A 26,758-nucleotide genomic window follows, 5' to 3' on the forward strand; every position below is an offset into this window, starting at 1 on the left:
GCTTGTAGTGCGCACCGACTTCCGCGGGCTGTGGCTGCTTGCCGGGGCCTGGCTCGCCGCGCTGCTGCAGCCCCCGGGGTGGGCGGTGCTGGCCCTGCTGGGCGCCTTCGCCGGGCTGTTCGCGCTGCTGCTGCGCGCCCGGCACGACGCGCCGCATGCGGCCCCGTGGTTCACCGGCCCGCTGGTGCTGCTGCTCGGCGCGCTGGCGGTGCTCTGCACGAACCTCGGCGCCGCCGAATGCACCCTGCCCGAACCAGGGGACCAGCAGCGCCGCATCACCGCGCACTTCGAGGACCCGCCGCGGCCCGCCGACGGCGGCGGGGTCGCCGGCGCCGCCCTGCTGACCGGCTACCAGCACCGCGGGCACTGGCAGCGGTGCCCGATCCCGATCCACCTGGCCCTGGCCGCCCCGCTGCCGGGCCACGCGCGGGAGTTCACCGTGATCGCCTCGCTGCAGCCGGCGCAGGACTCCGGCAGCTTCACCTGGTGGGCCCGGGCCGACAGCGAGCCGAAGGTCACCAGCTGGCAGCTGCCCACCCCCGCCTCGAATCTCAAGGAGCGCTTCGCCGCGCAGCTGGTCGGGCTGCCGCCGAACGCCAGGGCGCTGCTGCCTGGCATGCTCTACGGGGACCGCTCCGGGCAGGACCAGGCCCTGGGCGAGGCGATGAAGGGCAGCGGGCTGAGCCACCTGACAGCGGTCAGCGGGTCGAACATCGCCCTGGTCGGCTCGATGCTGATGGTGCTGCTGCGGCTGTTCGCCGTGCCCCGGGTGCTGGCCGGGGTGCTGATGGCTGCCGGGCTGGGGCTGTTCGTCGCCTTCGTGGGGCCCGATCCCAGCGTGCTGCGCGCCGGCCTGATGGGCGCGATCGCGGTGTTCTCGCTGCTCTCCGGGCGCGGCCAGGGCTCGCTGGGCATCCTGGGGCTCAGCGCCGCCGTGCTGCTGCTCGTGGACCGATCGCTGGCCGCCGAGCCGGCGTTCGCGTTGTCGGTGCTTGCCACCGCCGGCATCATCATGCTTGCCCCGCCGCTGGCCGAACTGGCAGCACGCATCCTGCCCGCGCTGCTGGCCGAACCCACGGCCATCTGCGTCGCAGCCCAGTTCACCTGCCTGCCGGTGGTGATCGCGCTGAACGCCGACTTCAGCCTCTACTCGCTGCCGGCGAACCTGCTCGCGGCCCCGCTGCTGCCGGTGATCACGGCGCTCGGGGTGGCCGCGCTGCTGCTGTGCACCGTGATTCCCGGCGCAGCGCACGTCCTGGCCTGGCTGATCGGCTGGCCGGCCGAGGCGATCGGGCAGCTCGCCCACCTGGCAGTGCGGCTTCCCGGGGCCAGCCGCCCGTGGCCCGAGGGGCTGCCGGGCATCGTCATCGCTGCGGGCATCGCGGTGGTCTTCTGCGTGCTGCTCATCGCCGGCAGCCAGACCGAGCGGCTGCGCGTGCGCCGCACCTGCCTGACGCTGCTCGGGGTGCTGGCGGTGTTCCTGGCCGCGCTGGTGCTGCCGGCGACGCTGTTCTGGAAGCCCCCGCTGCACGATCCGTGGACCATCGCCATGTGCGACGTCGGGCAGGGCGACGCGCTGGTGGTCCGCGACGGCGAATCCTCCGGCTGGCTCATCGACGCCGGGCCGCCGGGCGGCGGGCTCTCCGGCTGCCTGCGTCAGCTGGGCATCACCACGCTGAGCAAGGTGTTCATGACCCACCAGGACGCCGACCACTTCGGCGGCGTGCCGGAGCTGGAGTCCTCGGGCATCACGCTGGGGGAGCGCCTGGTCTCCGCCGGCTTCCCCGAGGCGCTCTGGCAGCCGCACCGGGTGCTGGTTCCGGGGGACACCGGGCAGGGGCACGGCGTGTCCTACCGGGTCATCGGGCCGGATCCCGCCCTGGTGCCGGGGGCCGAGCCGAACGACATCTCGCTGGTGCTGCGCTTGAGCTTCACCCGCGGGGACCGGCAGATCGACTTCCTCACCGCCGGGGACATGGAGGAGCAGGCCATGCACCGGCTGCTCGCCGCCAGCCCGCAGGGGAACGCCACGATCCTCAAGGCTTCGCACCACGGCGCCCGCAACGGCGGGCAGGAGCTGATCGAGGCCGCCCGGCCCCGGGTGTTCCTGGTCTCGGTCGGCGCGGAGAACACCTACGGGCACCCCAACCAGGGCATCATCGACACCGCGCAGCGCCTGGGCGCCCAGGTGCTGCGCACCGACCAGCTGGGCACCGTTCTGCTCACATTGGATGCCGACGGCGTGCACGCGGCCTCGCTGGGGGCGCCGGTTCGGTAGGATCGAAGTATTGCCCCAGCACTAAGGAGTTCGATGGCACGCGCCCAGGCCAATCCCGGGATCTCTTGGCGAGACCTCACCCCGCAGCCGCTGATCCTGCTCTCCGGCTCGGAGCAGTACCTCGCCTCCCGGGCCTTCGAACTGCTGCGCGCCCAAGCCGCCTCCCGCGAGGACATCGCGCACACCCGGCTGAACGCGCAGAGCTACGAGCCCGGTGAGCTGCTGCTGGCCACCAGCGCCTCGCTGTTCTCCATCGCGAACCTGGTCGAGATCCACGACCTGGCGAGCATGAACGAGTACTTCCTGAAGGACGCGCTGGCGTACCTGAAGAGCCCGGCGCCGGAGAACGTGCTGATCATGCACCACTCGGGCGGCACCCGCGGCAAGAAGCTGCTGGACGCCATCAAGGCCGCCGGCGCGGTGATCGTGAATTGCCAGCCGGTGAAGAAGGACGCGGAGAAGATCGAGTTCGTCACCGCCGAGTTCAAGGCCGCCAAGCGCCGCATCACCAACGACGCGGTCAAGGCCCTGGTCGCCGCGGTCGGCAATTCGCTGGCCGAGCTCGGCTCCAGCTGCTCGCAGCTGATCCAGGACACCACCGGCACCATCGACCAGGACGTGGTCGACAAGTACTACGGCGGCCGCGTGGAAGCCACTGCCTTCAAGGTCGCCGACGCCGCGATCGCCGGCAACGCCCAGGTTGCGCTGCGCACGCTGCGCCACGCGCTGAGCACCGGAACCGACCCGATCCCGATCGTCGCCACGCTGGCCATGAAGGTGCGCCAGCTGGCCAAGGTGCTGGGCGTGAATGAACCCGCCGCAGTGCTGGCTTCCCAGCTGGGCATGGCCCCGTGGCAGGTGCAGCAGGCGCAGCAGCAGGCCCGGGGCTGGAAGCGCTCGGATCTGGCGGCCTGCGTGGAGACGATCGCGCAGACCGACCGCATGGTCAAGGGCGGGGGACGGTCGCCGGGCTACGCGCTGGAACGCGCGATCCTGTTCATCGCGGGCAAGGCCCCGCGCCACTAGCCTGAACGCACCAAGGCGCTGCCAGAAACTGGCGGCGCCTTCGTCGTAGTCCGGCTGAACAGCTGCAGCGGCTGCAGGTTGCCCGGAGTGCAGCACACAGAGGGCAAAACAAAACCCCCGGAACCGAAGTTCCGGGGGAGTTGCAAAGTCTAGCTGCGCTTAGAGGGCGTTAACCTTCTTGGCCAGGGCCGACTTGCGGTTAGCGGCGTTGTTCTTGTGCAGAACACCCTTGCTAACAGCCTTGTCCAGCTTCTTGCCGGCCAGACGCAGTGCGTCGGTTGCCTTGTCCTTGTCACCGGCAACCACAGCTTCGTTCACGCTGCGGATAACGGTCTTGACCTCGGAGCGGACAGCTACGTTACGCAGGCGTGCCTTCTCGTTGGTGAGGATGCGCTTCTTCTGGGACTTGATGTTTGCCACTTAATAAACTCTCTCGTTTATCGTCTTATACGGTCGGTAGAGGGTTCATCCTTCAGGCCATCGACTGAGCGGTGTGGGGCACCTATGGCGACCCGAAGGGGGCGTGTCGCCCAACCTGCGCGACACACAAGAGTTAACTCTAGCAGAACGGGCCCCCAACGGCGACCGGTCAGCGGCGGTTGTTTAGGACCTTCACCACATTGCGGAAGCGGTCTTCGTCGAGGATTGCGCCTTCTCGCCGCACCGCGTCCTGGGACAGCCGGATGATGCGGTCGAGCTTCACCTCGCTGGGGCGCCGTTCGCGATCCCAGGAGCCGGTGCCGATGTCCAGGTAGTTCGGGTTGTGGTGCTGCGAGTTGTTCTTGTCCTTGCTGGTGAGCATCAGGCCCAGCAGCCATCCGCCCTCGCGCCCGATGACCAGCACCGGCCGGTCCTTGCCCTGGGAGTGGTCCTCCTCGTAGGGAACCCAGCCCCAGACGATCTCTCCCGGGTCTGCATCCCCGTCCATGCTGGGGTTGTACTCGTAGCGGACGGTTCCGGTGAAGTCCCCGGGGTAGTCCGTGCTGGTGCCCGCCGCCGGGGCGGGTCGATGGCCGTGGTGGGCGGGTCGAGCGCTTTGCGCGGCGGGACGATGGGAGGTCGAGGCGCCGCTTCGCTGCGGCTTGGCACCGCCCGATTTGGTGCTCTTGGTGCTGGAGGAACTCAGTTCCTTGACCGCGCGGAGGATGAAGTCGAATATCTTCTGTGCATTCAAAGCCATGCACCACAAACTATCAGTGCGCGCCGCGGGGAATATGTCCTCACCCGCAAATCATGACAGAATAGGCGTAATTCAATCATGTCTGCTCATTGCTAGTGAGGTCTGTTTAGGTGTCTCCATTGGCCCGCACCGCTCCGGTGCCTGCCGCGACCGATCCGTCGCTTATCCGTAACTTCTGCATCATCGCGCATATCGACCATGGCAAGTCCACCCTGGCCGACCGCATGCTGCAGCTGACCGGCGTGGTTTCTGCGCGCGAAATGAAAGCGCAGTACCTGGACCGCATGGATATCGAGCGCGAGCGCGGCATCACCATCAAGTCCCAGGCGGTTCGCATGCCATGGGAGGCCGACGGCACGGCCTACGCCCTGAACATGATCGACACCCCGGGCCACGTGGACTTCACCTACGAGGTGTCCCGCTCGCTGGCCGCCTGCGAAGGCGCGATCCTGCTGGTGGACGCCGCCCAGGGCATCGAAGCCCAGACGCTGGCGAACCTGTATCTGGCGATCGAGGGCGACCTGACGATCATCCCGGTGCTGAACAAGATCGATCTGCCCAACGCGCAGCCTGAGAAGTACGCGGCCGAACTGGCGAACCTGATCGGCTGCGAGCCTGAGGAAGTGCTGAAGGTCTCCGGCAAGACCGGCGAAGGCGTCGAGGCGCTGCTTGACGAAGTCATCAAGCAGCTGCCTGCCCCGGTCGGCGAGGCCGACGCCCCGGCCCGCGCGATGATCTTCGACTCGGTCTACGACACCTACCGCGGCGTGGTCACCTACGTTCGCGTGGTCGACGGCAAGCTGGAACCGCGCGAGCGCATCCAGATGATGTCCACCGGCACCACCCACGAACTGCTGGAAATCGGTGTCTCCTCCCCGAATCCGATCCCGTCCAAGGGCCTGGGAGTGGGCGAGGTGGGCTACCTGATCACCGGCGTGAAGGACGTGCGCCAGTCGAAGGTCGGCGATACCGTCACCAACTCGCTGAAGCCCGCCACCGATTCCCTGGGCGGCTACGAAGAGCCCAAGCCGATGGTGTTCTCCGGCCTGTACCCGCTGGACGGCACCGACTACCCGGCGCTGCGCGACGCGTTGGACAAGCTGCAGCTGAACGACGCCGCGCTGATCTACGAACCGGAAACCTCCGTGGCCCTGGGCTTCGGCTTCCGTGTGGGCTTCCTGGGCCTGCTGCACCTGGAAATCACCCGCCAGCGCCTTGAAAGCGAATTCAACCTCGACCTGATTTCCACCGCCCCGAACGTGGTGTACGAGGTCATGGGCGAGGACAAGCAGCTGATCACGGTGACCAACCCCTCGGAATTCCCGGACGGGAAGATCCTCGAGGTGCACGAGCCGATGGTCGCCGCGACCATCCTGGCCCCGAGCGAGTTCATCGGCGCCGTCATGGAGTTGTGCCAGTCCCGCCGCGGCACCATGCGCGGCATGGACTACCTCTCCGAGGACCGCGTGGAAATGCGCTACCACCTGCCGCTGGCCGAGATCGTGTTCGACTTCTTCGACCAGCTCAAGTCCCGCACCCGCGGCTACGCCTCGCTGGACTGGAAGGCCGACGGCGAGCAGGTCGCGGACCTGGTCAAGGTCGACATCCTGCTGCAGGGCGATACGGTCGACGCGTTCTCCGCGATCACCCACCGCGACAAGGCCTACAGCTACGGCACCATGATGACCTCGAAGCTGCGCGAGCTGATCCCGCGCCAGCAGTTCGAGGTGCCGATCCAGGCCGCGATCGGTTCGCGCATCATCGCCCGCGAGAACATCCGCGCGATCCGCAAGGACGTGCTTGCCAAGTGCTACGGCGGCGACATCAGCCGCAAGCGCAAGCTGCTGGAAAAGCAGAAAGAAGGCAAGAAGCGCATGAAGATGGTTGGCCGCGTGGAGGTCCCGCAGGAGGCGTTCATCGCCGCGCTGTCCACCGATGAGCCGAAGAAGAAGTAGCTAGATGCCCTCAGTATTGCCTGACGGCGATCCGGCTCCGGCCGATGGTCTGCTCCCCGCAGCGTGCGCGCACGGTGCGGCGGAGCGGACCATGTCCTTTTATGTCCACATTCCGTTCTGCACGGTGCGCTGCGGCTACTGCGATTTCAACACGTATACCGCAACCGAGCTGGGCAATGGCTCCAGCCAGTCCACCTACGCTGCCACGGTGGGCCAGGAGATCGGCTTCGCCCGCGGCGTGCTTGACCGTTCCGGGGTACCGCACCGCGAAATCGACACGGTCTTCTTCGGCGGCGGCACCCCGACCCTGCTGCCCGCCTCGGACCTGGTTTCGGTGCTCGGCCGGATCCGCGACGAGTTCGGCATCAAGCCCGGCGCTGAAATCACCACCGAAGCCAACCCGGACTCGGTGAGCCGCGAAAGCCTGCGTCAGCTGGCCGACGGCGGGTTCACGCGCGTGTCCTTCGGCATGCAGTCAGCCGTGCCGCATGTGCTGAAGGTGCTCGAGCGCACCCATGACCCGGCGCGCGTGCCGCAGGCCGTGGCCTGGGCCCGCGAAGCAGGGCTGGATGTCAGCGTCGATCTGATCTACGGCACCCCGGGGGAGTCGCTGGCGGATTGGCGTACCAGCATCGAGGCCGCGCTGAGCTACGAGCCGGACCATATCTCCGCTTATGCGCTGATCATCGAGGACGGCACCAAGCTGGCCGCGCAGATCCGCCGCGGCGAGGTTCCGGACATTGACGACGACGACCACGCGGAGAAGTACCAGCTGGCCGATCAGCTGTTCGAGGCCGCCGGCCTGCAGTGGTACGAGGTGAGCAACTGGGCGCGCGGCGAAGGGCATGCCTGCCGCCACAACATCGCCTACTGGCAGGGCGGGGACTGGTGGGGCGCAGGCCCCGGCGCGCACTCGCATGTCGGCGGGCTGCGCTGGTGGAACGTCAAGCACCCGGCCGCCTACCAGCAGCGCATCGACGGCGGCATCTCGCCCGGACACGGCCGCGAGTTCCCCGACGCGCAGGCAGTTCAGCTCGAACGCACCATGCTGCTCACCCGGCTCAGCTCCGGCATGCAGATCAGCGAACTGGAATCCGCCGGCCGCACCAAGGTCGCCGGGTTGATCGCCGACGAGCTGATCGATGCCAAGGCAGCGTTCGCCGGACGCATCGTGCTAACGCAAAGAGGCCGGCTCCTGGCCGACCTCGTGGTGCGTGAACTGCTGGATTTCTAGGACGTTCGCAAGCACTGGCGTCCCTGCCGCTACTTCATCAACCGCAGGTTGATCGGGTAGCGGTAGGGGCGTCCCTTGTTTGCCTGGATCGCGGCATACGCGCCCATCAGGGTCATGAAGACCCACAGGCACACGGCGATGACCGCGAAGAGCCAGCCGATGCCCGGCAGCAGGTTCAGGATGTTCAGCACGATCGCCAGAATGGTCAGCGGGAAGGTGAAGTTGAACGCTTCCTTGGATTCCTGGGCGGTGAAGGGGCCGCGGTCGCGGTAGACGGCGAAGATGATGGCCGAGGGAATGCAGCCGAGGATCGCGCCGAAATGCGCCATCATGGCCCACTGGCGGTCTTCCGACGGGGAGAGCGGCAGCGCGGACACGTTTGATCCCTCGAAACGCGAATTCTCAGATGATGGTACCTGGCGAGATGTCACGGAAATGTCCTTGTCTTACGGTGCGGCTTCTCCACCATGATATCGAGCTTCCGCTGACGCCCCGCCCAATGGCACCCTGAAAGTCCAAATCTTAGTCAATTGTTAGGAAACCGTAATCTTCCGTGGTAAGGAAATCGATTAGTTCCTCAACTTTACCCAATAGCGCCGGTTCCAGCTGTCCGTAGTGCTTGACCGTGGACAGGATCCGCTGCCAGCCGATGCCGATATCCTCGGCGGTTGCATGCGGCCAGCCGAAGGCGCGCAGCACGCCGGTTTTCCAGTCGGTCCCGCGGGGGATGACCGGCCAGGCCTTAATGCCCAGCGTGTTCGGCTTGATCGCCTGCCAGACATCCACGTACGGGTGGCCGAGGATTAGCACGTTGCCCGCAGCCCCGGGGACCTTCATGGCCTCGGCGACGATGCGCTCTTCCTTGGTTCCGGAAATCAGGTGGTCGACCAGGATGCCCAGGCGGCGGGTCGGCGAGGGGTTGAATTGGCGGATGGCCCCGGCCAGGTCGTCGACGCCATGCAGCGGTTCGACGACGATGCCCTCCACGCGCAGGTCGTGGCCCCAGACCTTCTCGACCAGTTCCGCGTCGTGCTTGCCTTCGACCCAGATGCGGCTGGCGCGGGCGGTACGGGCCTTGAGGTCTGCCACCGCGCGCGAGCCGGAGGCGGAGATCATGGTGCTCGGCGCCTTGGCCTTCGCGACAGGTTCGACGATCTCCACCGGTTCGCCCTCCAGCAGGAAGCCGAAGCCGGCCTGGAAGGAACGGGTCTTGCGGTGGCGGTCCTCCAGCACGATCACGCGCATGCCGCCGGACTTCTCGGTCTTGACGACCTCGCCGACCCAGCCGGAGACCGCATCTTCCAGGATCATGCCGCGTTCAACGGGCACCTGGCGGAGTTTTTTGGGTGCCGGAGCACTCAGGTCTTGCGGTCCCCAGGAGAAATTGGACACGGACTGCCTTTCGCTGTGATCGAATACGCTCGAAATCCAATGCTAGCAACTGCCGAAGGTATTAGACTTGGCACTTGACAGGTTAGAGTGCCAATTGTGCGGGCGTGGTTTCCCGGGAGGTGTTTTCGTGAGCGAAGTACGACGTCTTGACGTGTTGCGCGCCATCGTGGAGGACTATGTCCAGTCCCGCGAGCCCGTGGGTTCCAAGGCGCTGCGCGAACGGCACAACCTCGGGGTCAGCGCCGCCACCATCCGCAATGACATGGCCCTGCTCGAAGAGGAGGGCTTGATCGCCGCCCCGCACACCTCCTCGGGGCGCATCCCCACGGAGAAGGGCTACCGCCGCTTCGTGGACGAGATCGGCGAGCTCAAGCCGCTGTCGCGCGCCGAGCGCGAGGCGATCAACAAGATCCTGGACAGCTCGCAGGACCTCGACGAGATGCTGCACAGCACCGTGCGCCTGCTGGCCCGGCTGACCAACCAGGTTGCCATGATCCAGGTGCCGCACTACGACACCGCGGAGCTGCGCAACCTCGACCTGGTGGGCCTGGGCTCGGGCCAGGTGCTAATGGTGATGATCGCCTCCAACGGCACCGTGGACCAGCGCATGATCGCGGTGACCCGGCCGTACTCGGACGAGGAGCTGGACAACCTCAAGCAGTGGCTGCTGACTTCCTTCGGCGGCCACCGGCTGGCGGACCTCGTCGGCCCGCTGAGCAACGAGGCAGTGGTTCCGGCGCAGCACGAGACGCCGCTGGTGGGCAGCGTGCTGCGGTCGCTGGAGGAAATGGCGCAGGCGGCGAACGTGCAGCGCATCGTCATGGCCGGCACCGCGAACCTGGCCCGCGTCGAGGGGGACTTCCCGCTGAGCATCACCCCGGTGCTCGAGGCGCTGGAGGAGCAGGTGGTGTTGCTGAAGCTGTTCTCCGAACTGGAGGCGGATTCGCGCGGCCTGGCCGTGGCCATCGGCACCGAGAACCACTACGGGCAGCTGACCGACGCGGCGGTCATCGCCACCACCTACAGCACCGACCAGCGCAGCAAGCTCGGCGTGCTCGGCCCGACCAGGATGAACTATTCCTCCTCCATGGCCTCGGTGCGCGCGGTGGCCCGCTACCTGTCGAAGATTTTGGCGAACTAGCCGCGCGGCCGGTTCGCAGCACAACTTGAGAAGTGAAATTTTAAAGGAAAGGACACGGCGAAGATCGTGAGCTCGCATTACGAGACCCTGGGTGTCGCCAAGGACGCGACCCCGCAGGAAATCAAAAGCGCCTACCGCAAGCTGGCGCGCAAACTCCACCCGGACGTGAATCCCAGCGAGGACGCGGCCGAGCAGTTCAAGCTGGTCACCCGCGCCTACGAGGTTCTTTCCGACGAGAAGAAGCGCGCCAACTACGACGCCACCGGCGACGAGAACGGCAACGGCCAGCCGGGCTTCGGCGGGGGCGCCGGATTCGGCGGCTTCGGCGACATCTTCGAGCAGTTCTTCGGCGGCGGCCAGGCGCAGGGGCCGATGTCCCGCACCCAGCCGGGCCGCGACGCGCTGATCACCATCACCATCGACCTGGAAGACGCCGTCAAGGGCACCGTCTACCCGCTGGAGATGGAAACCGCCGTCACCTGCAAGACCTGCCACGGCGACGGTACCCGCGAGGGCACCAGCCCGGTCACCTGCACCATCTGCCACGGCGCTGGCCAGGTCCAGCGCCCGGTGCGCTCCTTCCTGGGCCAGATGATGACGGTGGAAACCTGCGCCGCCTGCCACGGCTTCGGCACCACCATCCCGGATCCCTGCATCGAGTGCAACGGCGAGGGCCGCGTACGCGAACACGTCTCCAAATCGCTGAACGTGCCGGCCGGCGTGGATTCGGGCACCCGCATCCAGCTGCGCGGCCAGGGCGAGGCAGGCCCGGGCGGCGGTCCGAACGGCAACCTGTTCGTCGAGGTCGACGTGCGCCGCCACAAGGTGTTCGAGCGCTCCGGCAACGACCTGCACGCCAAGATGACCATCCCGATGACCGCCGCGGCCCTGGGCTGCGAGCTGAAGCTGGAGACCTTCGACGGCGAGCAGACCCTGAACGTGGAGCCGGGGGCCCAGGACGGGGACACCCTGACCCTGCCGGCCCTGGGTGTGCCGCGCCTGCGCGGCGGCAAGCGCGGGGACATCATCGTGCACCTGCAGGTGGAGACCCCGACCAAGCTGGACGCCGCCCAGCGCGAGCTGCTCGAGCAGCTGGCCACGCTGCGCGGCGAAGAGCTGAGCGCCGGACGCGTCGAGCATTCAGGCGGCATGTTCTCGCGCCTGCGGGACAAGCTGAACCAGCGCTAGGCCATGAGCAACCACAGTTTCGTGATCGACCCGCAGCAGGGGGCCGAGGCCCGCGTGGGCGACACCCTGGCGCTGACCGGGCCGGAGGCGCACCACGCGGTGGCGGTCAAACGCACCCAGGCCGGCGAGCAGCTGGACCTGCTCGACGGCACCGGGCTGCGCCTGGTGGTCGAGGTGGCAGCCGCCTCCAAGGAGCTGCTCACGGTGACCGTGCTTGAACGGCTGCAGGAGCAGCCCCCGGAGCATCCAGCCACGCTCATCCAGGCGCTGTCCAAGGGGGACCGCGACCTGCAGGCCGTGGAATCCGCCGTCGAGCTGGGCGTCTTCACCGTCCGCCCGTGGCAGGCCGAGCGCTCGATCGTGCGCTGGAACGCGGCGAAGGCGGACAAGGCGCTTGCCAAGTGGCGCGCCCAGGTGCGCTCGGCGCAGAAGCAGTCCCGGCGCAGCTTCGAACCCGAGGTGAAGGAGCTGGTCTCCAGCAAGTCGCTGGCCGCGGCGATTTCCGCGCACGCGGCCGCCGGCGACCTGGTGCTGGTGCTGCACGAGCAGGCGCGGGATTCGGTGGCCCAAGCCGTGTCCGGCTGGCTGCCCGAGGCGGCGCCGGGTACCGGCGTGGTGCTGGTCGTCGGCCCCGAGGGCGGCATCAGCGATGCAGAGCTCGACGCGTTCGTGGCCGCCGGAGCGCATCCGGCGCTGCTCGGACGCCATGTGCTGCGCGCCTCCACCGCCGGCCCTGCCGCGCTGGTCCTGGTGCGCCACCTGCTCGGCGAGCTCTAGCCGGATTAATCAGCGAATGCCGCGAACCCCGAGGGGTTTGCGGCATTCGCTGTTTATTCGGTGGTGGGCGGGCGCCGGCGCTCAGCGCACGGTGAACTCGGAGCTGATCTCGCCGACCTTGGCCTTGCTGCCGGCTTCCTCGCCCCAGACGCTCAGCGCGTAGCTGCCGGCGGGCAGCCGGGTGGTCAGCGTGAAGGATCCGTCGGGCTCCACGCTCTCGTCGTTGATCCGGTTGGCGGCGGTAATGACCTTGGACTGGCCGTCGGCGGCCTTGGCCTGCAGGGAGTAGAAGGTGCCGCCGTCGAAGCTGGAGGTGCGGCCGTGGAACTTCACGGCGCCCGCCGCGGTGGTGGTGCCGAACTGCGGGTCGATGATCCAGATCGGGGCCATGTACTTCGCGTCGCGCTGGTAGACGTCCTGCAGGCGGTATCCGCCGAAGACGGTGGCGTTCTGCTTCCCGTCGACCAGGATGCGCACGCTGGCAGGGGTGTCGCCGACCAGGATGCCCGCGTTGGAGGCCGCGGCGGTCGCGGTGAACACCAGCTGCTGGATGGCGCGCTCGGACAGGCCCTCGTCGAGCGTGGCGCTGAAGACCTTGGCCGGAAGGTCCAGCGTGATCAGGTTCTGGTTGTCGATGGAGACCCCGACGTCGTCGGTGGACTTCAGGTGCGTGTACCAGGCCGGGTCGGCCGGCTTCCCGGCGAGCAGGTAGGCGATCGCGTCGCCTATCGGCTCCTGGTGGCGGGTGTCGGTGGCGTATTCGCGGTAGAGGTAGACCCCCGAGTCGGTGTTCTCCAGCCAGTAGACCGGCATCTTTTGCCCGGGGAAAGCCTGTTCCATCGAGTCGGTGGCCTGCGGGACACCCTCCGCCGCGGCGGCGGAGTTTGCAGGCATCTCGAAGCTGTCGTCGCGCGCGGCAAGTCCGCAGCCGACCACCAGGGCCACCGCTGCGATGACGCCGGTCGCCGCGAAACGTCGCGGGATTCGGCGCTTGTACCACTGCTGCACGTTGGGACCAGTCCATCTGTTCTGCGGGGATTCTTGGGCGCCCGGAACGAGAACGTGGTTCCGCGCGCTCATCTAGCGTGCCACATCAAGGTGTGCGATGAGGCCGAAATTCGCCAAACCTACCAATCCGTAACCAAATCTATACCTTTGCGACCTGCTCGGATTAGATTCATTTCATACTAGTTTCAGAATTTTCAGCGCTCGGCGGAGCGCTACGTATCGCGTTGGGAGCCGGGGACTAGCTAGACTGGACTTGCGCAAGTTTTTTTATTTTCCGAGCTCAAAAGGGGCACGAAGCACTGCATGCAGGTTGAACAGAACCAGAGGCAATCCGAGACCGGGCCGGCGACGCTGGCCATCACGTTCGAGACTCCCGAGCTGATGATCGCAACCCTGGGCCCGAACGACGAGTTGCTGCGCATCCTCACCGGCGCCTACCCGGACGTGCAGTTCCGCCCCAACGGGTCGACACTGAGCCTCCTGGGCGATCCGGTCCAGGTGCGCAAGGCGCAGCGGGTGACCGAGGAAGCCAGGTCGCTGGCGCAGCGCGGCTCGCGGATGAGCGCGGAAACCATCGAGCAGATCATCAAGATGCTCAGCGCCGGGAACCGGGACGCCCCCACCGACGTGCTGGGGCTGAAGATCCTCTCCGGCCGCGGGCGCTCCATCCGGCCCAAGACGGTGAACCAGAAATCCTACGTGGATGCCATCGAGGACTCCACGGTGACCTTCGGCATCGGCCCGGCAGGCACCGGCAAGACCTTCCTGGCCATGGCCATGGCCGTCGCGGCGCTGCAGGACAAGCAGGTCAACCGCATCATCCTGACCCGTCCGGCGGTCGAGGCGGGGGAGAAGCTGGGTTTCCTGCCCGGCACCCTGAGCGAGAAGATCGACCCCTACCTGCGTCCGCTCTACGATGCGCTGCACGACATGGTGGATCCGGATTCGATCCCGCGGCTGCTGGAGGCGGGCACCATCGAGGTCGCCCCGCTGGCCTACATGCGCGGGCGCACCCTGAACGACGCCTTCGTCATCCTCGACGAGGCGCAGAACACCACCAGCGAGCAGATGAAGATGTTCCTGACCCGCCTGGGCTTCGGCTCCAAGATGGTGGTCACCGGGGACGTCACCCAGGTCGACCTGCCGGGCAACGCGGTCTCCGGGCTGCGCATGGCCAGCGAGGTGCTGGAAGGCATCGAGGACATCTCGATCTGCCGGCTGGACGCCAGCGACGTGGTGCGCCACCGGCTGATCGCTGACATCGTCTCCGCCTACGACCGCTGGGACGACGACCGCCGCAAGGGCCGCCAACGGCCGCGACATACGAAGTGAGCAGCGAAGCAATGAGCATTGAAGTCAACAACGAAACCGAGCTCGACGTCGATTTGGCCGACGTGAACAAGCTGGCGCAGTCGGTGATGAGCGCCATGTACCTGCACCCGGAGACCGAGGTGTCCATCGTCTTCCTGGATGAGGACGCGATGAGCGCGCTGCATGTGGAGTGGATGGACCTGGAGGGCCCCACCGACGTGATGAGCTTCCCGATGGACGAGCTGCGCCCCGGGCGCGAGCACGCCCCCTCGGAGGCGGGGATTTTGGGCGACATCGTGATCTGCCCGAGCGTCGCGCAGGCGCAGGCCGAAGCCGGCGGGCACAGCACCCATGACGAGATCCTGCTGCTGGCCACGCACGGCCTGCTGCACCTGATGGGCTTCGACCACATGGAGCCCGAGGAGAAGGAAGAGATGTTCTCCCTGCAGCGCCGCCTGCTGGAGTCCTACACCGGGCGCCCGGCGCCGAAGGAAACGGTGGAATAACCGCCGTGGGTATACTCCTGCTGATTCTCGCCGTCGTCTTCATCGCCTGCTCGGCGGTGCTCACGGCCGCGGACTCGGCCTTCTACGCACTTTCCCGCCACGCCGCCGAACGGCTGCGGGCGGATTCCGAATCCAAGGCGCTCAGCGCCATCCTGGACGACACCGAATCCCACGCCCAGGCCATCAAGTTCTGGCGCGTCTGGTTCGAGACCGCCTCCGCGGTGTCCGTGGCGCTGCTGGTGTCCACCCGGGTTCAGAACATCTGGCTCGCCGGGCTGATCGCCACGATCGCCATGGCCGCCCTGGGCTTCGTGCTGGTGAGCATGTCGCCGCGGCGCTACGGCCGCTCCAACGCGCAGCGCGTGGTGCAGGCCACCGCCCCGATGGTCCGCCTGCTGCGCCGCGCCCTGGGCCCGGTGGCGAACTGGCTGGCGAACATCGCCAAGGCGCTGAGCCCCGGAGGCACCGACGAGGACGGCTACCTGGGCAAGGAGCGCCTGCGCGACCTGGTGGACCGGGCCAGCGAGGGCGAGGACCTGGACGAGGAATCCGCGGAGCTGATCTCCGGGGTCATCGACCTGGAGGAAACCAACGTGCGCGCGGTCATGGTGCCGCGCACCGACATGGTGGTGCTGGATTCCGACCACACCTTCCACAGCGCGCTGGACCTGTTCATGGCCTCGGGCTACTCGCGCATCCCGCTGATCGGCGAGGACTCCGACGATATCCGCGGCATCATCTACCTCAAGGACCTGATCGGGGAGATCCACGGCCTGCAGCAGGCCAAGGACCTGCTCGAGCTGGCCCGCCCGGTGCGCTTCGTGCCGGAGTCCAAGTCCGCCGCGGAGCTGCTGCAGGAGCTGCAGCAGGAGTCCATCCACTTCGCGATCGTGGTCGACGAGTACGGCGGCACCGCCGGGCTGGTCACCCTGGAGGACCTGATCGAGGAGATCGTCGGCGAGATCGACGACGAATACGACCGCAGCCGCACCGAGCTTGTGGAAAACCCGGACGGCTCGCTGTTCGCGGTGGCCAGCGCCTCCATCGACGACGTGGCAGACCATTTTGACCTGCTCATCGACGAGGAGGACGTGGACACCGTGGGCGGGCTGCTGTCCAAGGCGCTGGAGTCCGTGCCCGTGCTCGGCTCCACCGCGGATGTGAACGGCCTGCGCCTGACCGTGGTCGCCCTGGCGGGGCGCCGCAACCGCATCGGCAAGATCCATGTAGAGCGTCTGGCCAAGGACGCTTTAGACCATATCGAGAACGACGAGGAATCCTCTGATGAGCGATAACCACACCCCGCGCGCCCTGGGCGAATGGCCCGATGGCTTCCGCTCCGGCTTCACGTCCTTCGTGGGCCGCCCGAACGCCGGCAAGTCCACCCTGACCAACGCCCTGGTGGGCCAGAAGGTGGCGATCACCTCCGCGAAGCCGCAGACCACCCGCCACACCATCCGCGGCATCGTGCACCGCGAGGATGCGCAGCTGGTGCTTGTCGACACCCCGGGGCTGCACCGCCCGCGCACGCTGCTGGGCCAGCGCCTGAACGACCTGGTCGCCGAGACCCTCTCCGAGGTGGACGCGATCGGCTTCTGCCTGCCGGCCAACGAGAAGATCGGCCCCGGCGACCGCTTCATCGCCACCCAGCTGGCGCAGCTGCAGCGCAAGCCGATCGTCGCGATCGTGACCAAGGCCGACCTGGTGGACCGCGAGGCGCTGGCCGCGCAGCTGATCGCCGTGACCGAGCTGGGCAACCAGAACTTCGGCCCGAACGGCTTCGCCGCGATCGTCCCGGTCTCCGCGGTCAAGGAGTTCCAGGTGCAGGAGGTCGCCGACGTGCTCGTGCAGCAGATGCCGGCCGGACCGCCGCTATACCCGGACGGCGAGCTGACCGACGAGCCCGAGGCGAAGATGATCGCCGAGCTGGTCCGCGAGGCGGCGCTGGAAGGCGTGCGCGACGAGCTGCCGCACTCGCTGGCAGTGGTCGTGGAGGAGATGGTCCCGCGCGAGGGACGCAGCGAGAACAACCCGCTGGTGGACATCCACGTCTCGCTGTACGTGGAGCGCTCCAGCCAGAAGGCCATCGTGATCGGCCGCGGCGGCTCCCGGCTGCGCGAGGTCGGCACCAACGCCCGCAAGGGCATCGAGAAGCTGCTGGGCACCAAGGTATACCTGGACCTGCACGTGAAGGTCGCCAAGGACTGGCAGCGCGACCCGAAGCAGCTTGGGCGCCTGGGCTTCTAGCCCGCCGAGCCCCGCGCCACGTTCCGATCCGCCCGCTCCGACCCTGCGTCGGGCCGGGCGGATCCGCCGTTTAGTCGACGCTCAGCCAGCTGGACGCTGCTCAGTGCAGGAACACCGGCAGCCACTGCGGGTTGTGCGCGTGCACCAGCGCGAGGAACAGCACCGCGTCGAAGATCAGGTGCACGCTCACCACGTAGGTCAGCGAATCGGTGAGCTTGAAGGTGCAGCCTGCAGCAGGGCGAAGGGGAAGGCCAGCGCCGGGCCCCGGGCCTGGTAGCCGATCTCCCAGAGGAACGCGCCGACCGCAACCAGCCCGAGCGCTGCCAGCCCCAGATGCCGGGCCAGCTCGCGGTCCAGCAGCGCGGCGGCCGGGACGGTTCTCACGCCCAGCGCGGTGCGCCGCGGATCGGCCTGCCGGGTCTTCACACCCACCAGCATGCCAGCTGCGCCCGCCCGGCAACAGGCGTGCGTCTCCGGCCCCGTGTCCATAATGTGACACAACCGCGCAACAGTTTCAGTGCGCGCAGCGGGCCGGTGTTATGCTCAACACGTGCATTTCGAGCTTCTACTACTACTCAGCCGCTGCGAGGATCCAACGGACCGCTAGTGGTCCCTCGGCCGACCCCTCGTTGCGGAGTAAGCTCTTGTCTGGCCCCACACAACTAAGCACCAATTTTTGTCTAGGGGACAACCGAAATGCAGAACATGCAACAGCCTTCGAACATGCCGATCCACAAGTATGTTCCGTTCCAGGACCAGATCGAAGTCAACCTTCCCGATCGCACCTGGCCAGACAAGTACATCACCACCGCGCCGCGCTGGTGCGCGGTCGACCTGCGCGACGGCAACCAGGCGCTGATCGACCCGATGAGCCCCGAGCGCAAGCACAAGATGTTCGACCTGCTGGTGCAGATGGGCTTCAAGGAGATCGAGGTCGGCTTCCCGTCCGCCTCGCAGACCGACTTCGACTTCGTGCGCCAGCTCATCGAGGGCAACCGCATCCCCGAGGACGTCACCATCCAGGTCCTCACCCAGTCCCGCGAGCACCTGATCGAGCGCACCTACCAGGCGCTGGAAGGCGCCAAGCAGGCCATCGTGCACCTGTACAACTCGACCTCGATCCTGCAGCGCGAAGTCGTCTTCCGCCAGGACCAGGACGGCATCGTCGACATCGCCGTGCAGGGCGCGCGCCTGTGCAAGAAGTACGAAGAGCAGATGACCGGCACCAAGATCACCTACGAGTACTCCCCGGAGTCCTACACCGGCACCGAGCTGGAGTTCGCCAAGCGCATCTCCGAGGCCGTGGCCGAGGTGCTGGAGGCCAGCCCGGAGAACAAGATGATCCTGAACCTGCCGGCCACCGTGGAGATGGCCACCCCGAACGTGTACGCCGACTCGATCGAGTGGATGCACCGCAACCTGGCCAACCGCGATTCGATCATCCTTTCGCTGCACCCGCACAACGACCGCGGCACCGGCGTGGCCGCCGCGGAGCTGGGCTACCTGGCAGGCGCCGACCGCATCGAGGGCTGCCTGTTCGGCAACGGCGAACGCACCGGCAACGTGGACCTGGTGACCCTGGGCATGAACATGTTCGGCCAGGGTGTGGACCCGCAGATCGACTTCTCCGACATGGACCACATCCGCCGCACCGTCGAGTACTGCAACCAGCTCCCGGTCCCGGAACGCAGCCCATACGGCGGCGACCTGGTCTTCACCGCGTTCTCCGGCTCCCACCAGGACGCGATCAAGAAGGGCCTGGAGGCCATGGAGGCCAAGGCCGGCGAGCAGGGCAAGGATCTGAACGAACTGGTCTGGGCCGTGCCGTACCTGCCGGTGGACCCGAAGGACATCGGCCGCTCCTACGAGGCAGTGATCCGCGTGAACTCGCAGTCCGGCAAGGGCGGCGTGGCCTACCTGCTGAAGAACGACTACAACCTGGACTTGCCGCGCCGCGCGCAGATCGAGTTCTCCAGCGTGATCCAGAAGATGACCGACACCGAGGGCGGGGAGGTCTCCTCCTCGACCATCTGGAACGTCTTCCAGGACGAGTACCTGCCGGCCGAGGAAGGCTCGGACCAGAAGACCTGGGGCCACTACCGCATCGCCTCGGCCACCGCGACCTCCGACGAGGACGGCAGCTTCCAGCTGGACGCCAAGCTGGTCATCGACGGCGCGCCGCATGAGCGCTCCGCCGGCGGCAACGGCCCGGTCTCCGCGCTGGTGCACATGCTCAACGAGGACGGCGTGGACCTGCGGGTGCTCGACTACTCCGAGCACGCCATGAGCGAGGGCGGAAACGCCCGCGCCGCCGCGTTCGTCGAGTGCGCCGTGGGCGACCGCATCCTGTGGGGCGTCGGCCTGGACACCAACACCAACATCGCGGCGCTGAAGGCAGTGGTTTCCGCGGTCAACCGCGCGATCCGCGACGCGAAGTAGCCGCCGCTACCGCAAGCGCACGTCATCAACGCCACGGCCGGCACATCCTCGCTGGCCGTGGCGTTGGGCATTCTGTCGGTGGCCAGGTGGGAGAATTGAGCACGTGTCAAGATCAGGTTTCGCCTCCAAGAGCTACCGCACCCGCGGCATCGTTCTGCGCACCCACAAGCTGGGGGAGGCCGACCGCATCATCACGCTGCTGACCCCCAACGGGATCGTGCGCGCGGTGGCCAAGGGCGTGCGGCGCACCTCCTCGCGGCTCGGGGCCACCCTCGAACCGTTCATGGAGGTCGAAGCCCAGCTGGTGATGGGGCGCAACCTGGACATCGTCTCCCAGGCGCAGCTGCGCCACGCCTATGGCCAGCTGCTGGTCGCCGACTACCCGAGCTACACCGTGGCCACCGCCATGGTGGAGATCGCCGAAAAGCTGCTGGAAGCCGACAGCGACTCGAACTTGCGCCAGTACCGGCTGCTGCACGGGGCGATCGCGCTGCTGTCCAAGCACCTGGCGGAGCCCGGCGCCGTGCTGGACTCCTATATCCTGCGTGCCCTGTCCATCGCCGGCTGGGCCCCGTCCTTCACCAACTGCGTGCGCTGCGGGAAGCCCGGCCCGCACGAGGCGCTGCATGTGCAGCTTGGCGGCGTGGTCTGCTCCGACTGCCGCCCGCCGGGGTCGCTCTCGCCGCACCCGGTGACCATCCAGTACCTGCAGGCGCTGCTGGAGGGGGACTGGGACACCGTCGCCCTGGCCGGGCCGCGCGCCCGCAAGCAAGCGGCGGAGATCACCGCCAATTATCTGCAATGGCACCTGGAGCGTGCCGTCAAGTCCCTACGCCATGTGGAGAGATCATGAAGAAGCTGCCCAAGATCACCGGCCGCCGCGGTCCGGTCGCACCTTTCGCGCACCCCCAGAACCCGGTCATGCCGCAGATCCCGACGGAGTTGATCCCGGAGCACGTCGCCATCGTGATGGACGGCAACGGCCGCTGGGCCAACCAGCGCGGCCTGCCGCGCACCGAGGGGCACCGTGCCGGGGAAGCCGCGCTGCTGGACGTCATGGCGGGCGCCGTGGAAATGGGCATCAAATACGTCTCCGTGTACGCGTTCTCCACCGAGAACTGGAAGCGCAGCCCGGAGGAAGTCCGCTTCCTCATGGGCTTTTCCCGCGACGTGCTGCGCCGCCAGCGCGACACCCTGAATTCCTGGGGCGTGCGCATCCGCTGGTCCGGCCGCGAGCCGAAGCTGTGGAAGTCGGTGATCAACGAGCTGCGCGAAGCCGAGGAGCTGACCCGCGAGAACACCGGCTGCCAGCTGACCATGTGCGTGAACTACGGGGGCCGGGCCGAGCTCGGCGATGCCATGGCGGCCATCGCCAAGGACGTCGCCGCGGGCAAGCTGCGCGCCTCCTCGGTCGGGGAGAAGACCATCGGCAAGTACCTTCACGCCCCGGAGCTGCCTGACGTCGATTTGTTCCTGCGCACCAGCGGCGAACAGCGCACCAGCAACTTCCTGCTGTGGCAGTCCGCCTATGCAGAGATGGTGTTCCTTGACCAGTTGTGGCCCGACGTCGACCGCCGCACCCTGTTCACCGCGGTGGAAGAGTACGCCAAGCGCGACCGCCGCTACGGCGGCGCGATCGACAAGCCCGGCGCCTAGCAGTCAAGCATCTTCAGCCACAGGTTCAGATCCCTGAACGCGGTGGCGCGGGCAGGCTCCGCCGAGGTGAAGACGTCGTGCATGGCACCGTCGAGTTCCGAGAGCGTCACGAAGCTGCCGAGTTTCAGCGCGCGCAGGCGCGTCTGGGTGACGTCGATGACCGAATCGGTATGCTGCATCTGCTCGGAATACGAGGTGCTGAAATGCGAGGTCTTCGAGGTCAGCATCAGGATCGGAAGGCTCAGGTTCAGTCCCCGGGCCACTTGGGCGTGGCCTTTGAGGATCGTGTGCAGCCAGCCAGCAGTGGTGGGAAAGGCCAAGGTGGGGCGCCAGATGGGATGGATATCCCACTGGCCGCTGGCCTGGTCGCTGAGCGACTGCCAGTAGTGGTCGAACTGGTTGGCCAACACCTTGCGCCGCGGATTGCTGCGCGACATCGCTTCCATCAGCCCGTTGATCGGCACGCGCAGGAACGCCGTGCCCTGGAACTCCAGCCACGGCGCGTTGAGCACCAGGCCCTTGATGTTCGGCGAAGTGCGCGAGATCCACAAGCTCAGGATGAGACCGCCCATGGAATGCCCCTGCGCCACCACCGGCAGTTCGGGATGTTCGCGCTGCAAGATGCCAAGGCTCGCGTCCAGCTCGAGGTCGAGGTCTTCCAGGGCCGAAATGTATCCGGGAAGCTCGTGCTCCTTGCGAAGGCTGCGACCGTGGTGGCGCAGATCCAGGGCGTAGAAGTGGTAGCCCCGGTGGTGCCAGAACTCGGCAAGTTCGCGGTTGTAGAAATAATCGCTCCAGCCGTGAACCGACAACACCACGCCCTTGGCCCGGCGGCCCAGTTTCCGGAACCAGCCGGAGGGCGCATACCGCACCAGTGTCGCGACTAGCGGCCCCTCGGCGTCGGACCCGAAGTCCAAGGTCTGGTACTCGTAGCCCGGTCCCAGCGGATCGGGCACCCAGACACCCGGCGGTGTGGACGGCAGGAATTCAGGCCATCTCGCTGCGGGAAGAAGTTCTGCGACCGTCATGAAATCAGCTTACCGACCTCAAGTTGTCTACAGACCCCATTTCACGGGAAGATTGGAACCATGCGCATTTATCCTTTGGTCTTCAAGCACGTTTTCGCCAAGATGGATCCTGAAAAGGCCCATCACTTCGCTTTCGATGCGATCAAGATCGCCCAGCGCGTTGGATTGACCAAGGCAGCCCGCAAATTCTTCGCTCCCGCTCCGAAGCTGAAGCGTACCGTGATGGGGATCGATTTCCCCTCGCCCTTCGGCCTGGCCGCAGGTTTTGACAAGGGCGCTACCGGCATCATGGCCTTGAGCGACATTGGTTTCGGCCATGTCGAGATCGGCACAGTGACCGGACAAGCCCAGCCAGGAAACCCGCAGCCTCGCTTGTTCCGTCTGGTTGAAGACCGCGCGGTCATCAACCGCATGGGATTCAACAACGAAGGCGCCGAGGTTGTTGCCGCGCGGGTGGCGCAGGCTCGCCAGCAGTTGAAGTCGGACTACGCGGCAAATCGTCCGGTGGTGGGCGTCAACATCGGCAAGACCAAGGTCGTCGAGCTTGGCGACGCGGTGGGGGATTACCTCGCTTCAACCCGACAGCTGGCCATCCACGCCGACTACCTGGTCGTGAACGTCTCCAGCCCGAACACCCCGGGGCTGCGTCTGCTACAGAGTGTTGAAACGCTGCGTCCCCTGTTGACCGAGGTCGGCGAACTCGCCGACCATGTTGCAGGCCGGCACGTACCGCTGCTCGTCAAAATCGCACCGGATCTGAGCGACGAAGACATCGCCGATGTAGCAAAGCTCGCCACCGAGCTGGAACTCGACGGCATCATCGCCACCAACACCACCATCGGACGCGAAGGGCTGAAGAGTTCCGCGGCGATGGTCGAGAAGATCGGGGCCGGAGGCCTGTCCGGCGCCCCGCTGAAGCAGCGTTCCCTGGAAGTCCTGCGCCAGCTTCGAGCCTTGGTTCCATCCGAGATGGCAATCATCGCCGTTGGCGGCGTGACCGACGCGAAAGACGTGAAAGCCCGCTTGGATGCAGGTGCAAACCTTGTGCAGGGCTACACCGCATTCCTCTACGAGGGGCCTTTCTGGGCGCGCTCGATCAACCGTGCTTTGGAGCAAATGCTCTAACCAAGGCACAGCCAAACACTACAACGTAGCTTCGAACCGAATTGGTTCGAAGCTACGTCGTTTTATAGAGCGTGGAGACTGAACGCCGCTGGTTCACTCCTGGGCGATGTGGCCACGCTGCATGGATGCGGGGGAGTATCGACACGCGAAGGGTCTTGTCTTCCAATAAACAAGATTGAAAGCTTGTTTGCCGATTTCTGTTCAAACGTGCGCACGAGAACTTGTAACCACGGGTACAAGAAAATTGCGCCGAACCAGCAATTTTCGCGCACTTCGCGTCGTCAGACTCCGTCAGCTCTGGCCAAGCGCGCCTGACGTTGATAGCGCTCACGAATTTCCAGCCTCCATCAAAGCCCTGACCTTGTAAATGGTCGCCAGCCTGCCTGCGAAAGGGTGACAGGACAAACTTTAAAGCTGGTGAAATCATCCTCAGGGAGGCCCTCCAAAGGTTGCGCCGCGTGCGGAATATGTCGATTTCGGTCAAGAGAAAAGGGCGGATTCCGAGTGGAATCCGCCCTTTGAAGTTGTCGGGATCGATTAGTCGATCGATGCTCCGCGCTTGACCTGCGGTTTAGGCAGGCGCAGCTTGCGGAACTGCATTCCGCGCATCGTGGCATACATGCGAACACCGCGATCCAGCGAGCCGAACTTGGCGACGAGACGACGCTTCAAGATCGAAGTCGTGACGATTGCCTCGATGATGATCACGGCAATCAGGACCCAGAGGGCGCCCTGGACGTACATCTGTACGGCCAGATTACCGCTGAAAGTCAGCGAAACAACGAGGAAGGCGAGGATGAAAAACATCATGAATTCGCCTACCATCCACCGCGAGTCGATGAAGTTGCGTGCATAGCGCTTCTGCGGGCCCTTGTCGCGAGCCATGAGGTAGCGTTCATCACCGGTTTCGTTGGCAACACGCAGGCGATTCTGGGCCTCGATGCGCTGTTGGCGCTCAGCTTCCTTCGCGGCCTTGCGGTCGGTCGGGACCAACGGACGTTGGCGATTCGCCTGCTGCGCGTTGCGCTTGGGCGTCGGGCCAGCCTTACGACCGTCAGTCGATTCAGAAGCCTGCTCAACAGGCTCCACATTTACTTGGGATTGAGATTCATCCTTCTTACGTCCAAACACCCCTCTATCCTAGCGGGGATTGAATCATCAGGTGACATTCGCAACCACAAGAATTGCTAGGCTGAAAGCATGTCATCAAATTCAATGCCTGAGGCCTCCGCACATGGTGTGGACGTAGCTAGCCTCAAGAACCACATCCAGTCGAACTTCGAGCAGATCCTCGAAGAGTTGACCTCGTTGGTTGCCATCCCCAGCATCGCGTGGGAATCCTTCGACCCAGCGAACCTCGAAAAATCTGCCGAAGCGGTCGCGGCTCTGGCCAAGGACGCCGGCATGCCAAGCGTTGAGATCCTGCGCGAACCCACCGATTCGGGCGCCATGGGAGCTCCTGCAGTTGTCGCCCGCCGCCCGGCGGCGCCCGGCAAACCAACCGTTCTGCTGTACGCCCACCACGATGTACAGCCCCCAGGCGATGAAGCGGACTGGAACACGCCGGTGTTCGAGGCCACCCGAGTGGGAGACCGGCTCTTCGGCCGGGGAGCCGCAGACGACAAGGCCGGCATCATGGTCCATATCGCCGCCCTGCGCGCCGTCCTGGACTCGGTGGCGGACTTCGGCGTCGGTGTGACGTACTTCTTCGAAGGCGAGGAAGAAGCCGGTTCGCCGTCCTTCCGAAACTTCCTCGAAGCCCACCAGGACAAACTGGCGGCAGACGTCATCATCGTCGCCGATTCCAGCAACTGGGCCGTAGGAACCCCGGCGCTTACAAGCTCCCTTCGTGGTATGTGTGCTGCGGAGATCACCGTGCGCTCGCTTCGCCATGCGGTGCATTCCGGCATGTTCGGCGGTCCGATACTCGACGCCCCGATCCTGGCGGCGAAACTCATCTCCACCTTCCACAACGAGGACGGTGCCGTGTCCATCGCGGGCCTCGTGTCCAACGACGCGGCGGATGTCGACTTCGATGAAGCTGAATTCCGCCGGGATTCCGGTGCGCTCGATTCCTATTCGCTGGCTGGAACGGGAAAGATCACCGATCGCCTGTGGAATAAACCAGCGCTCAGTGTCATTGGTATGGATATGCCGAGTGTCGACCACTCCTCGAACACCCTGATTCCGCAGGCGCGCTTCAAGGTTTCAATGCGGTTGGCACCCGGGCAGGATCCAGCCAAGGCCCTGGAAGCCTTCGAGGAACACGTCATGAATGTGGACCTCAGGGGAGCCGAAGTGGAGTTCAAGGCGGTTGAAGCCGGCAATGCCTATCTGGCGGATCTGGCTGCCTCAGCCAATGGCACCGCTTCGTGGGCCCTGGAACAAGCCTGGGGAGTTGTACCGGTTCACATGGGGCTGGGCGGATCCATTCCGTTCATCGCCGACCTTTCGGACGTTTTCCCGGAAGCTCAGATTCTGGTGACCGGCGTGGAAGATCCGGACTCGCGAGCCCACTCGGCAAACGAGTCGTTGCACTTGGGAGATTTCCAGCATGCAATTGAGGCGGAGGCGCTGCTTCTGGCACGGATTGACTCCGAAGGTCTATGAGCCGCGTCATAGACGCAGTTCATGGGGGAGCTTTATTTGGGTCCCCGACGTAGGATAGAACTAAGAACAAAGGCCTCAGGTGCCCGTCACAATGATGAACCCTGGCGCCTAACCAAGCAGTTTGGGAGGAAATGATGACTGCAGCCGTAGACCAGACCAAGGGTGATCCAACCGAGGTCCCAACTCACGACGTCAATATTTCAGATGTCGCAGCAGCCAAGGTTCGCTCGCTCCTGGAGCAGGAAGGCCGCGATGACCTGCGCCTGCGCATCGCCGTTCAGCCAGGCGGCTGCTCGGGCCTCATCTACCAGCTCTACTTCGATGAGCGCATGCTCGATGGCGATGCGGTCCGCGACTTTGACGGCGTGGAAGTTATCGTCGACAAGATGAGCGTTCCGTACCTTGCCGGCGCCTCCATCGATTTCGAAGACACCATCTCCAAGCAGGGCTTCACCATCGACAACCCCGCAGCCTCCGGCTCCTGCGCCTGTGGAGATTCCTTCCACTAGGCCCTAGGGAACTAACGCCGCTGTTCAAACGTTGAAGAAATTTCTCGTTTGAACAGCGGCGTTTTTCGGTATTCTGGGCCCTGAGAGGGTAAGCTCTACGTTAAGTAGTAAAACTATGTTTCGCTTCATAAGCCGCCTCACCGTGCAA

The 26,758-nt window shown here is 65.8% G+C and carries 24 protein-coding genes and 1 pseudogene; 17 read left to right on the plus strand and 8 right to left on the minus strand.

The genetic code is table 11. The features are described 5' to 3' along the window. The first annotated feature begins 7 nt into the window (after positions 1 to 7). Together DFO58_RS04890 and holA are read left to right on the plus strand one after the other, a co-directional pair. Positions 8 to 2,278 carry a ComEC/Rec2 family competence protein gene (locus DFO58_RS04890; protein WP_120989420.1) on the plus strand — a complete coding sequence of 757 codons (2,271 nt, stop codon included), beginning with the start codon at positions 8 to 10 and terminating at the stop codon, positions 2,276 to 2,278. Positions 2,279 to 2,311: 33 nt separating this feature from the next. Next, positions 2,312 to 3,304 carry a DNA polymerase III subunit delta gene (gene holA / locus DFO58_RS04895; protein ID WP_120989421.1) on the plus strand — a complete coding sequence of 331 codons (993 nt, stop codon included), beginning with the start codon at positions 2,312 to 2,314 and terminating at the stop codon, positions 3,302 to 3,304. A gap of 159 nt (positions 3,305 to 3,463) precedes the next feature. Here holA and rpsT read toward each other — a convergent pair whose 3' ends face one another. Both rpsT and DFO58_RS04905 read right to left on the minus strand, forming a co-directional pair. Further along, positions 3,464 to 3,724: a 30S ribosomal protein S20 gene (gene rpsT, locus DFO58_RS04900; protein ID WP_047119152.1), complete on the minus strand. Its 261-nt coding sequence runs from the start codon at positions 3,722 to 3,724 to the stop codon at positions 3,464 to 3,466. 169 nt (positions 3,725 to 3,893) lie between these two features. Beyond that, entirely contained in the window at positions 3,894 to 4,484 is a 591-nt protein-coding gene (locus tag DFO58_RS04905) for a type II toxin-antitoxin system PemK/MazF family toxin (RefSeq protein ID WP_113606266.1), read from the minus strand. 110 nt (positions 4,485 to 4,594) lie between these two features. On the opposite strand from DFO58_RS04905, the gene lepA reads away from it, so the two are divergent. Both lepA and hemW read left to right on the plus strand, forming a co-directional pair. Beyond that, the gene (gene lepA / locus DFO58_RS04910; protein WP_047119150.1) at positions 4,595 to 6,439 is read left to right on the plus strand and encodes a translation elongation factor 4; all 1,845 of its coding nucleotides are present in this window, start codon (positions 4,595 to 4,597) and stop codon (positions 6,437 to 6,439) included. Between the two features lie 4 nt (positions 6,440 to 6,443). Beyond that, a complete protein-coding gene (gene hemW, locus DFO58_RS04915; RefSeq protein ID WP_120989422.1) occupies positions 6,444 to 7,673 on the plus strand; it encodes a radical SAM family heme chaperone HemW in 1,230 nt (409 codons plus the stop codon). 29 nt (positions 7,674 to 7,702) lie between these two features. Here hemW and DFO58_RS04920 read toward each other — a convergent pair whose 3' ends face one another. Further along, positions 7,703 to 8,050: a DUF4870 domain-containing protein gene (locus DFO58_RS04920; protein WP_231735948.1), complete on the minus strand. Its 348-nt coding sequence runs from the start codon at positions 8,048 to 8,050 to the stop codon at positions 7,703 to 7,705. Positions 8,051 to 8,195: 145 nt separating this feature from the next. Continuing rightward, on the minus strand, positions 8,196 to 9,065 hold the full coding sequence (locus DFO58_RS04925; RefSeq protein WP_120989423.1) for a DUF3097 domain-containing protein: 870 nt from the start codon (positions 9,063 to 9,065) through the stop codon (positions 8,196 to 8,198). A 127-nt stretch (positions 9,066 to 9,192) separates the two neighbouring features. Between DFO58_RS04925 and hrcA the strand changes: the two genes are divergently transcribed. The 3 genes from hrcA to DFO58_RS04940 all read left to right on the plus strand — a co-directional run bounded on the left by hrcA (position 9,193) and on the right by DFO58_RS04940 (position 12,171). After that, positions 9,193 to 10,206: a heat-inducible transcriptional repressor HrcA gene (gene hrcA / locus DFO58_RS04930; protein WP_047119146.1), complete on the plus strand. Its 1,014-nt coding sequence runs from the start codon at positions 9,193 to 9,195 to the stop codon at positions 10,204 to 10,206. Positions 10,207 to 10,272: 66 nt separating this feature from the next. Beyond that, a complete protein-coding gene (dnaJ, locus tag DFO58_RS04935) occupies positions 10,273 to 11,394 on the plus strand; it encodes a molecular chaperone DnaJ (protein ID WP_053798093.1) in 1,122 nt (373 codons plus the stop codon). Between the two features lie 3 nt (positions 11,395 to 11,397). After that, positions 11,398 to 12,171 (plus strand): 16S rRNA (uracil(1498)-N(3))-methyltransferase, encoded by a 774-nt coding sequence (locus tag DFO58_RS04940; RefSeq protein WP_047119144.1) that lies wholly within the window; start codon positions 11,398 to 11,400, stop codon positions 12,169 to 12,171. An 81-nt stretch (positions 12,172 to 12,252) separates the two neighbouring features. Here DFO58_RS04940 and DFO58_RS04945 read toward each other — a convergent pair whose 3' ends face one another. Beyond that, a complete protein-coding gene (locus DFO58_RS04945) occupies positions 12,253 to 13,251 on the minus strand; it encodes a GerMN domain-containing protein (RefSeq protein WP_120989424.1) in 999 nt (332 codons plus the stop codon). A gap of 231 nt (positions 13,252 to 13,482) precedes the next feature. Between DFO58_RS04945 and DFO58_RS04950 the strand changes: the two genes are divergently transcribed. Genes DFO58_RS04950 through era form a run of 4 tightly spaced genes read left to right on the plus strand, consistent with a single transcriptional unit; the run spans position 13,483 to position 17,243 of the window. Next, entirely contained in the window at positions 13,483 to 14,511 is a 1,029-nt protein-coding gene (locus DFO58_RS04950; protein WP_047119143.1) for a PhoH family protein, read from the plus strand. Between the two features lie 11 nt (positions 14,512 to 14,522). Further along, on the plus strand, positions 14,523 to 14,996 hold the full coding sequence (ybeY, locus tag DFO58_RS04955) for an rRNA maturation RNase YbeY (protein ID WP_120989425.1): 474 nt from the start codon (positions 14,523 to 14,525) through the stop codon (positions 14,994 to 14,996). 5 nt (positions 14,997 to 15,001) lie between these two features. Then, entirely contained in the window at positions 15,002 to 16,291 is a 1,290-nt protein-coding gene (locus tag DFO58_RS04960) for a hemolysin family protein (protein ID WP_047119141.1), read from the plus strand. Next, positions 16,281 to 17,243 carry a GTPase Era gene (era, locus tag DFO58_RS04965; RefSeq protein WP_120989426.1) on the plus strand — a complete coding sequence of 321 codons (963 nt, stop codon included), beginning with the start codon at positions 16,281 to 16,283 and terminating at the stop codon, positions 17,241 to 17,243. The genes DFO58_RS04960 and era overlap by 11 nt, the downstream gene beginning before the upstream one ends. 100 nt (positions 17,244 to 17,343) lie before the next feature. On the opposite strand, the pseudogene DFO58_RS04970 reads toward era, so the two are convergent. Next, positions 17,344 to 17,540: pseudogene (locus DFO58_RS04970) on the minus strand (CPBP family intramembrane glutamate endopeptidase); the annotation flags it as partial. A 399-nt stretch (positions 17,541 to 17,939) separates the two neighbouring features. On the opposite strand from DFO58_RS04970, the gene leuA reads away from it, so the two are divergent. The 3 genes from leuA to DFO58_RS04985 all read left to right on the plus strand — a co-directional run bounded on the left by leuA (position 17,940) and on the right by DFO58_RS04985 (position 21,338). Next, a complete protein-coding gene (leuA, locus tag DFO58_RS04975) occupies positions 17,940 to 19,682 on the plus strand; it encodes a 2-isopropylmalate synthase (RefSeq protein ID WP_120989427.1) in 1,743 nt (580 codons plus the stop codon). A gap of 103 nt (positions 19,683 to 19,785) precedes the next feature. Next, positions 19,786 to 20,535 carry a DNA repair protein RecO gene (gene recO, locus DFO58_RS04980; protein ID WP_120989428.1) on the plus strand — a complete coding sequence of 250 codons (750 nt, stop codon included), beginning with the start codon at positions 19,786 to 19,788 and terminating at the stop codon, positions 20,533 to 20,535. After that, the gene (locus tag DFO58_RS04985; RefSeq protein WP_047119136.1) at positions 20,532 to 21,338 is read left to right on the plus strand and encodes an isoprenyl transferase; all 807 of its coding nucleotides are present in this window, start codon (positions 20,532 to 20,534) and stop codon (positions 21,336 to 21,338) included. The genes recO and DFO58_RS04985 overlap by 4 nt, the downstream gene beginning before the upstream one ends. On the opposite strand, the gene DFO58_RS04990 is transcribed toward DFO58_RS04985, so the two are convergent. Beyond that, on the minus strand, positions 21,335 to 22,366 hold the full coding sequence (locus DFO58_RS04990) for an alpha/beta hydrolase (RefSeq protein ID WP_120989429.1): 1,032 nt from the start codon (positions 22,364 to 22,366) through the stop codon (positions 21,335 to 21,337). The two genes, DFO58_RS04985 and DFO58_RS04990, sit on opposite strands and share 4 nt — an antisense overlap. Before the next feature lie 60 nt (positions 22,367 to 22,426). Between DFO58_RS04990 and DFO58_RS04995 the strand changes: the two genes are divergently transcribed. Continuing rightward, complete coding sequence (locus DFO58_RS04995; protein ID WP_120989430.1) at positions 22,427 to 23,491, plus strand: quinone-dependent dihydroorotate dehydrogenase; 1,065 nt, start codon at positions 22,427 to 22,429, stop codon at positions 23,489 to 23,491. 537 nt (positions 23,492 to 24,028) lie between these two features. On the opposite strand, the gene DFO58_RS05000 is transcribed toward DFO58_RS04995, so the two are convergent. Further along, positions 24,029 to 24,622 carry a DUF3043 domain-containing protein gene (locus tag DFO58_RS05000; protein ID WP_047119133.1) on the minus strand — a complete coding sequence of 198 codons (594 nt, stop codon included), beginning with the start codon at positions 24,620 to 24,622 and terminating at the stop codon, positions 24,029 to 24,031. Positions 24,623 to 24,691: 69 nt separating this feature from the next. Here DFO58_RS05000 and DFO58_RS05005 point away from each other — a divergent pair, with 69 nt between their 5' ends. Continuing rightward, positions 24,692 to 26,101 (plus strand): dipeptidase, encoded by a 1,410-nt coding sequence (locus tag DFO58_RS05005; RefSeq protein WP_120989431.1) that lies wholly within the window; start codon positions 24,692 to 24,694, stop codon positions 26,099 to 26,101. Between the two features lie 134 nt (positions 26,102 to 26,235). After that, a complete protein-coding gene (locus DFO58_RS05010) occupies positions 26,236 to 26,610 on the plus strand; it encodes an iron-sulfur cluster assembly accessory protein (RefSeq protein ID WP_047119131.1) in 375 nt (124 codons plus the stop codon). Positions 26,611 to 26,758: the final 148 nt, after the last annotated feature.

Source organism: Arthrobacter sp. AG1021, assembly GCF_003633665.1.
Classification (GTDB): domain Bacteria; phylum Actinomycetota; class Actinomycetes; order Actinomycetales; family Micrococcaceae; genus Glutamicibacter; species Glutamicibacter soli.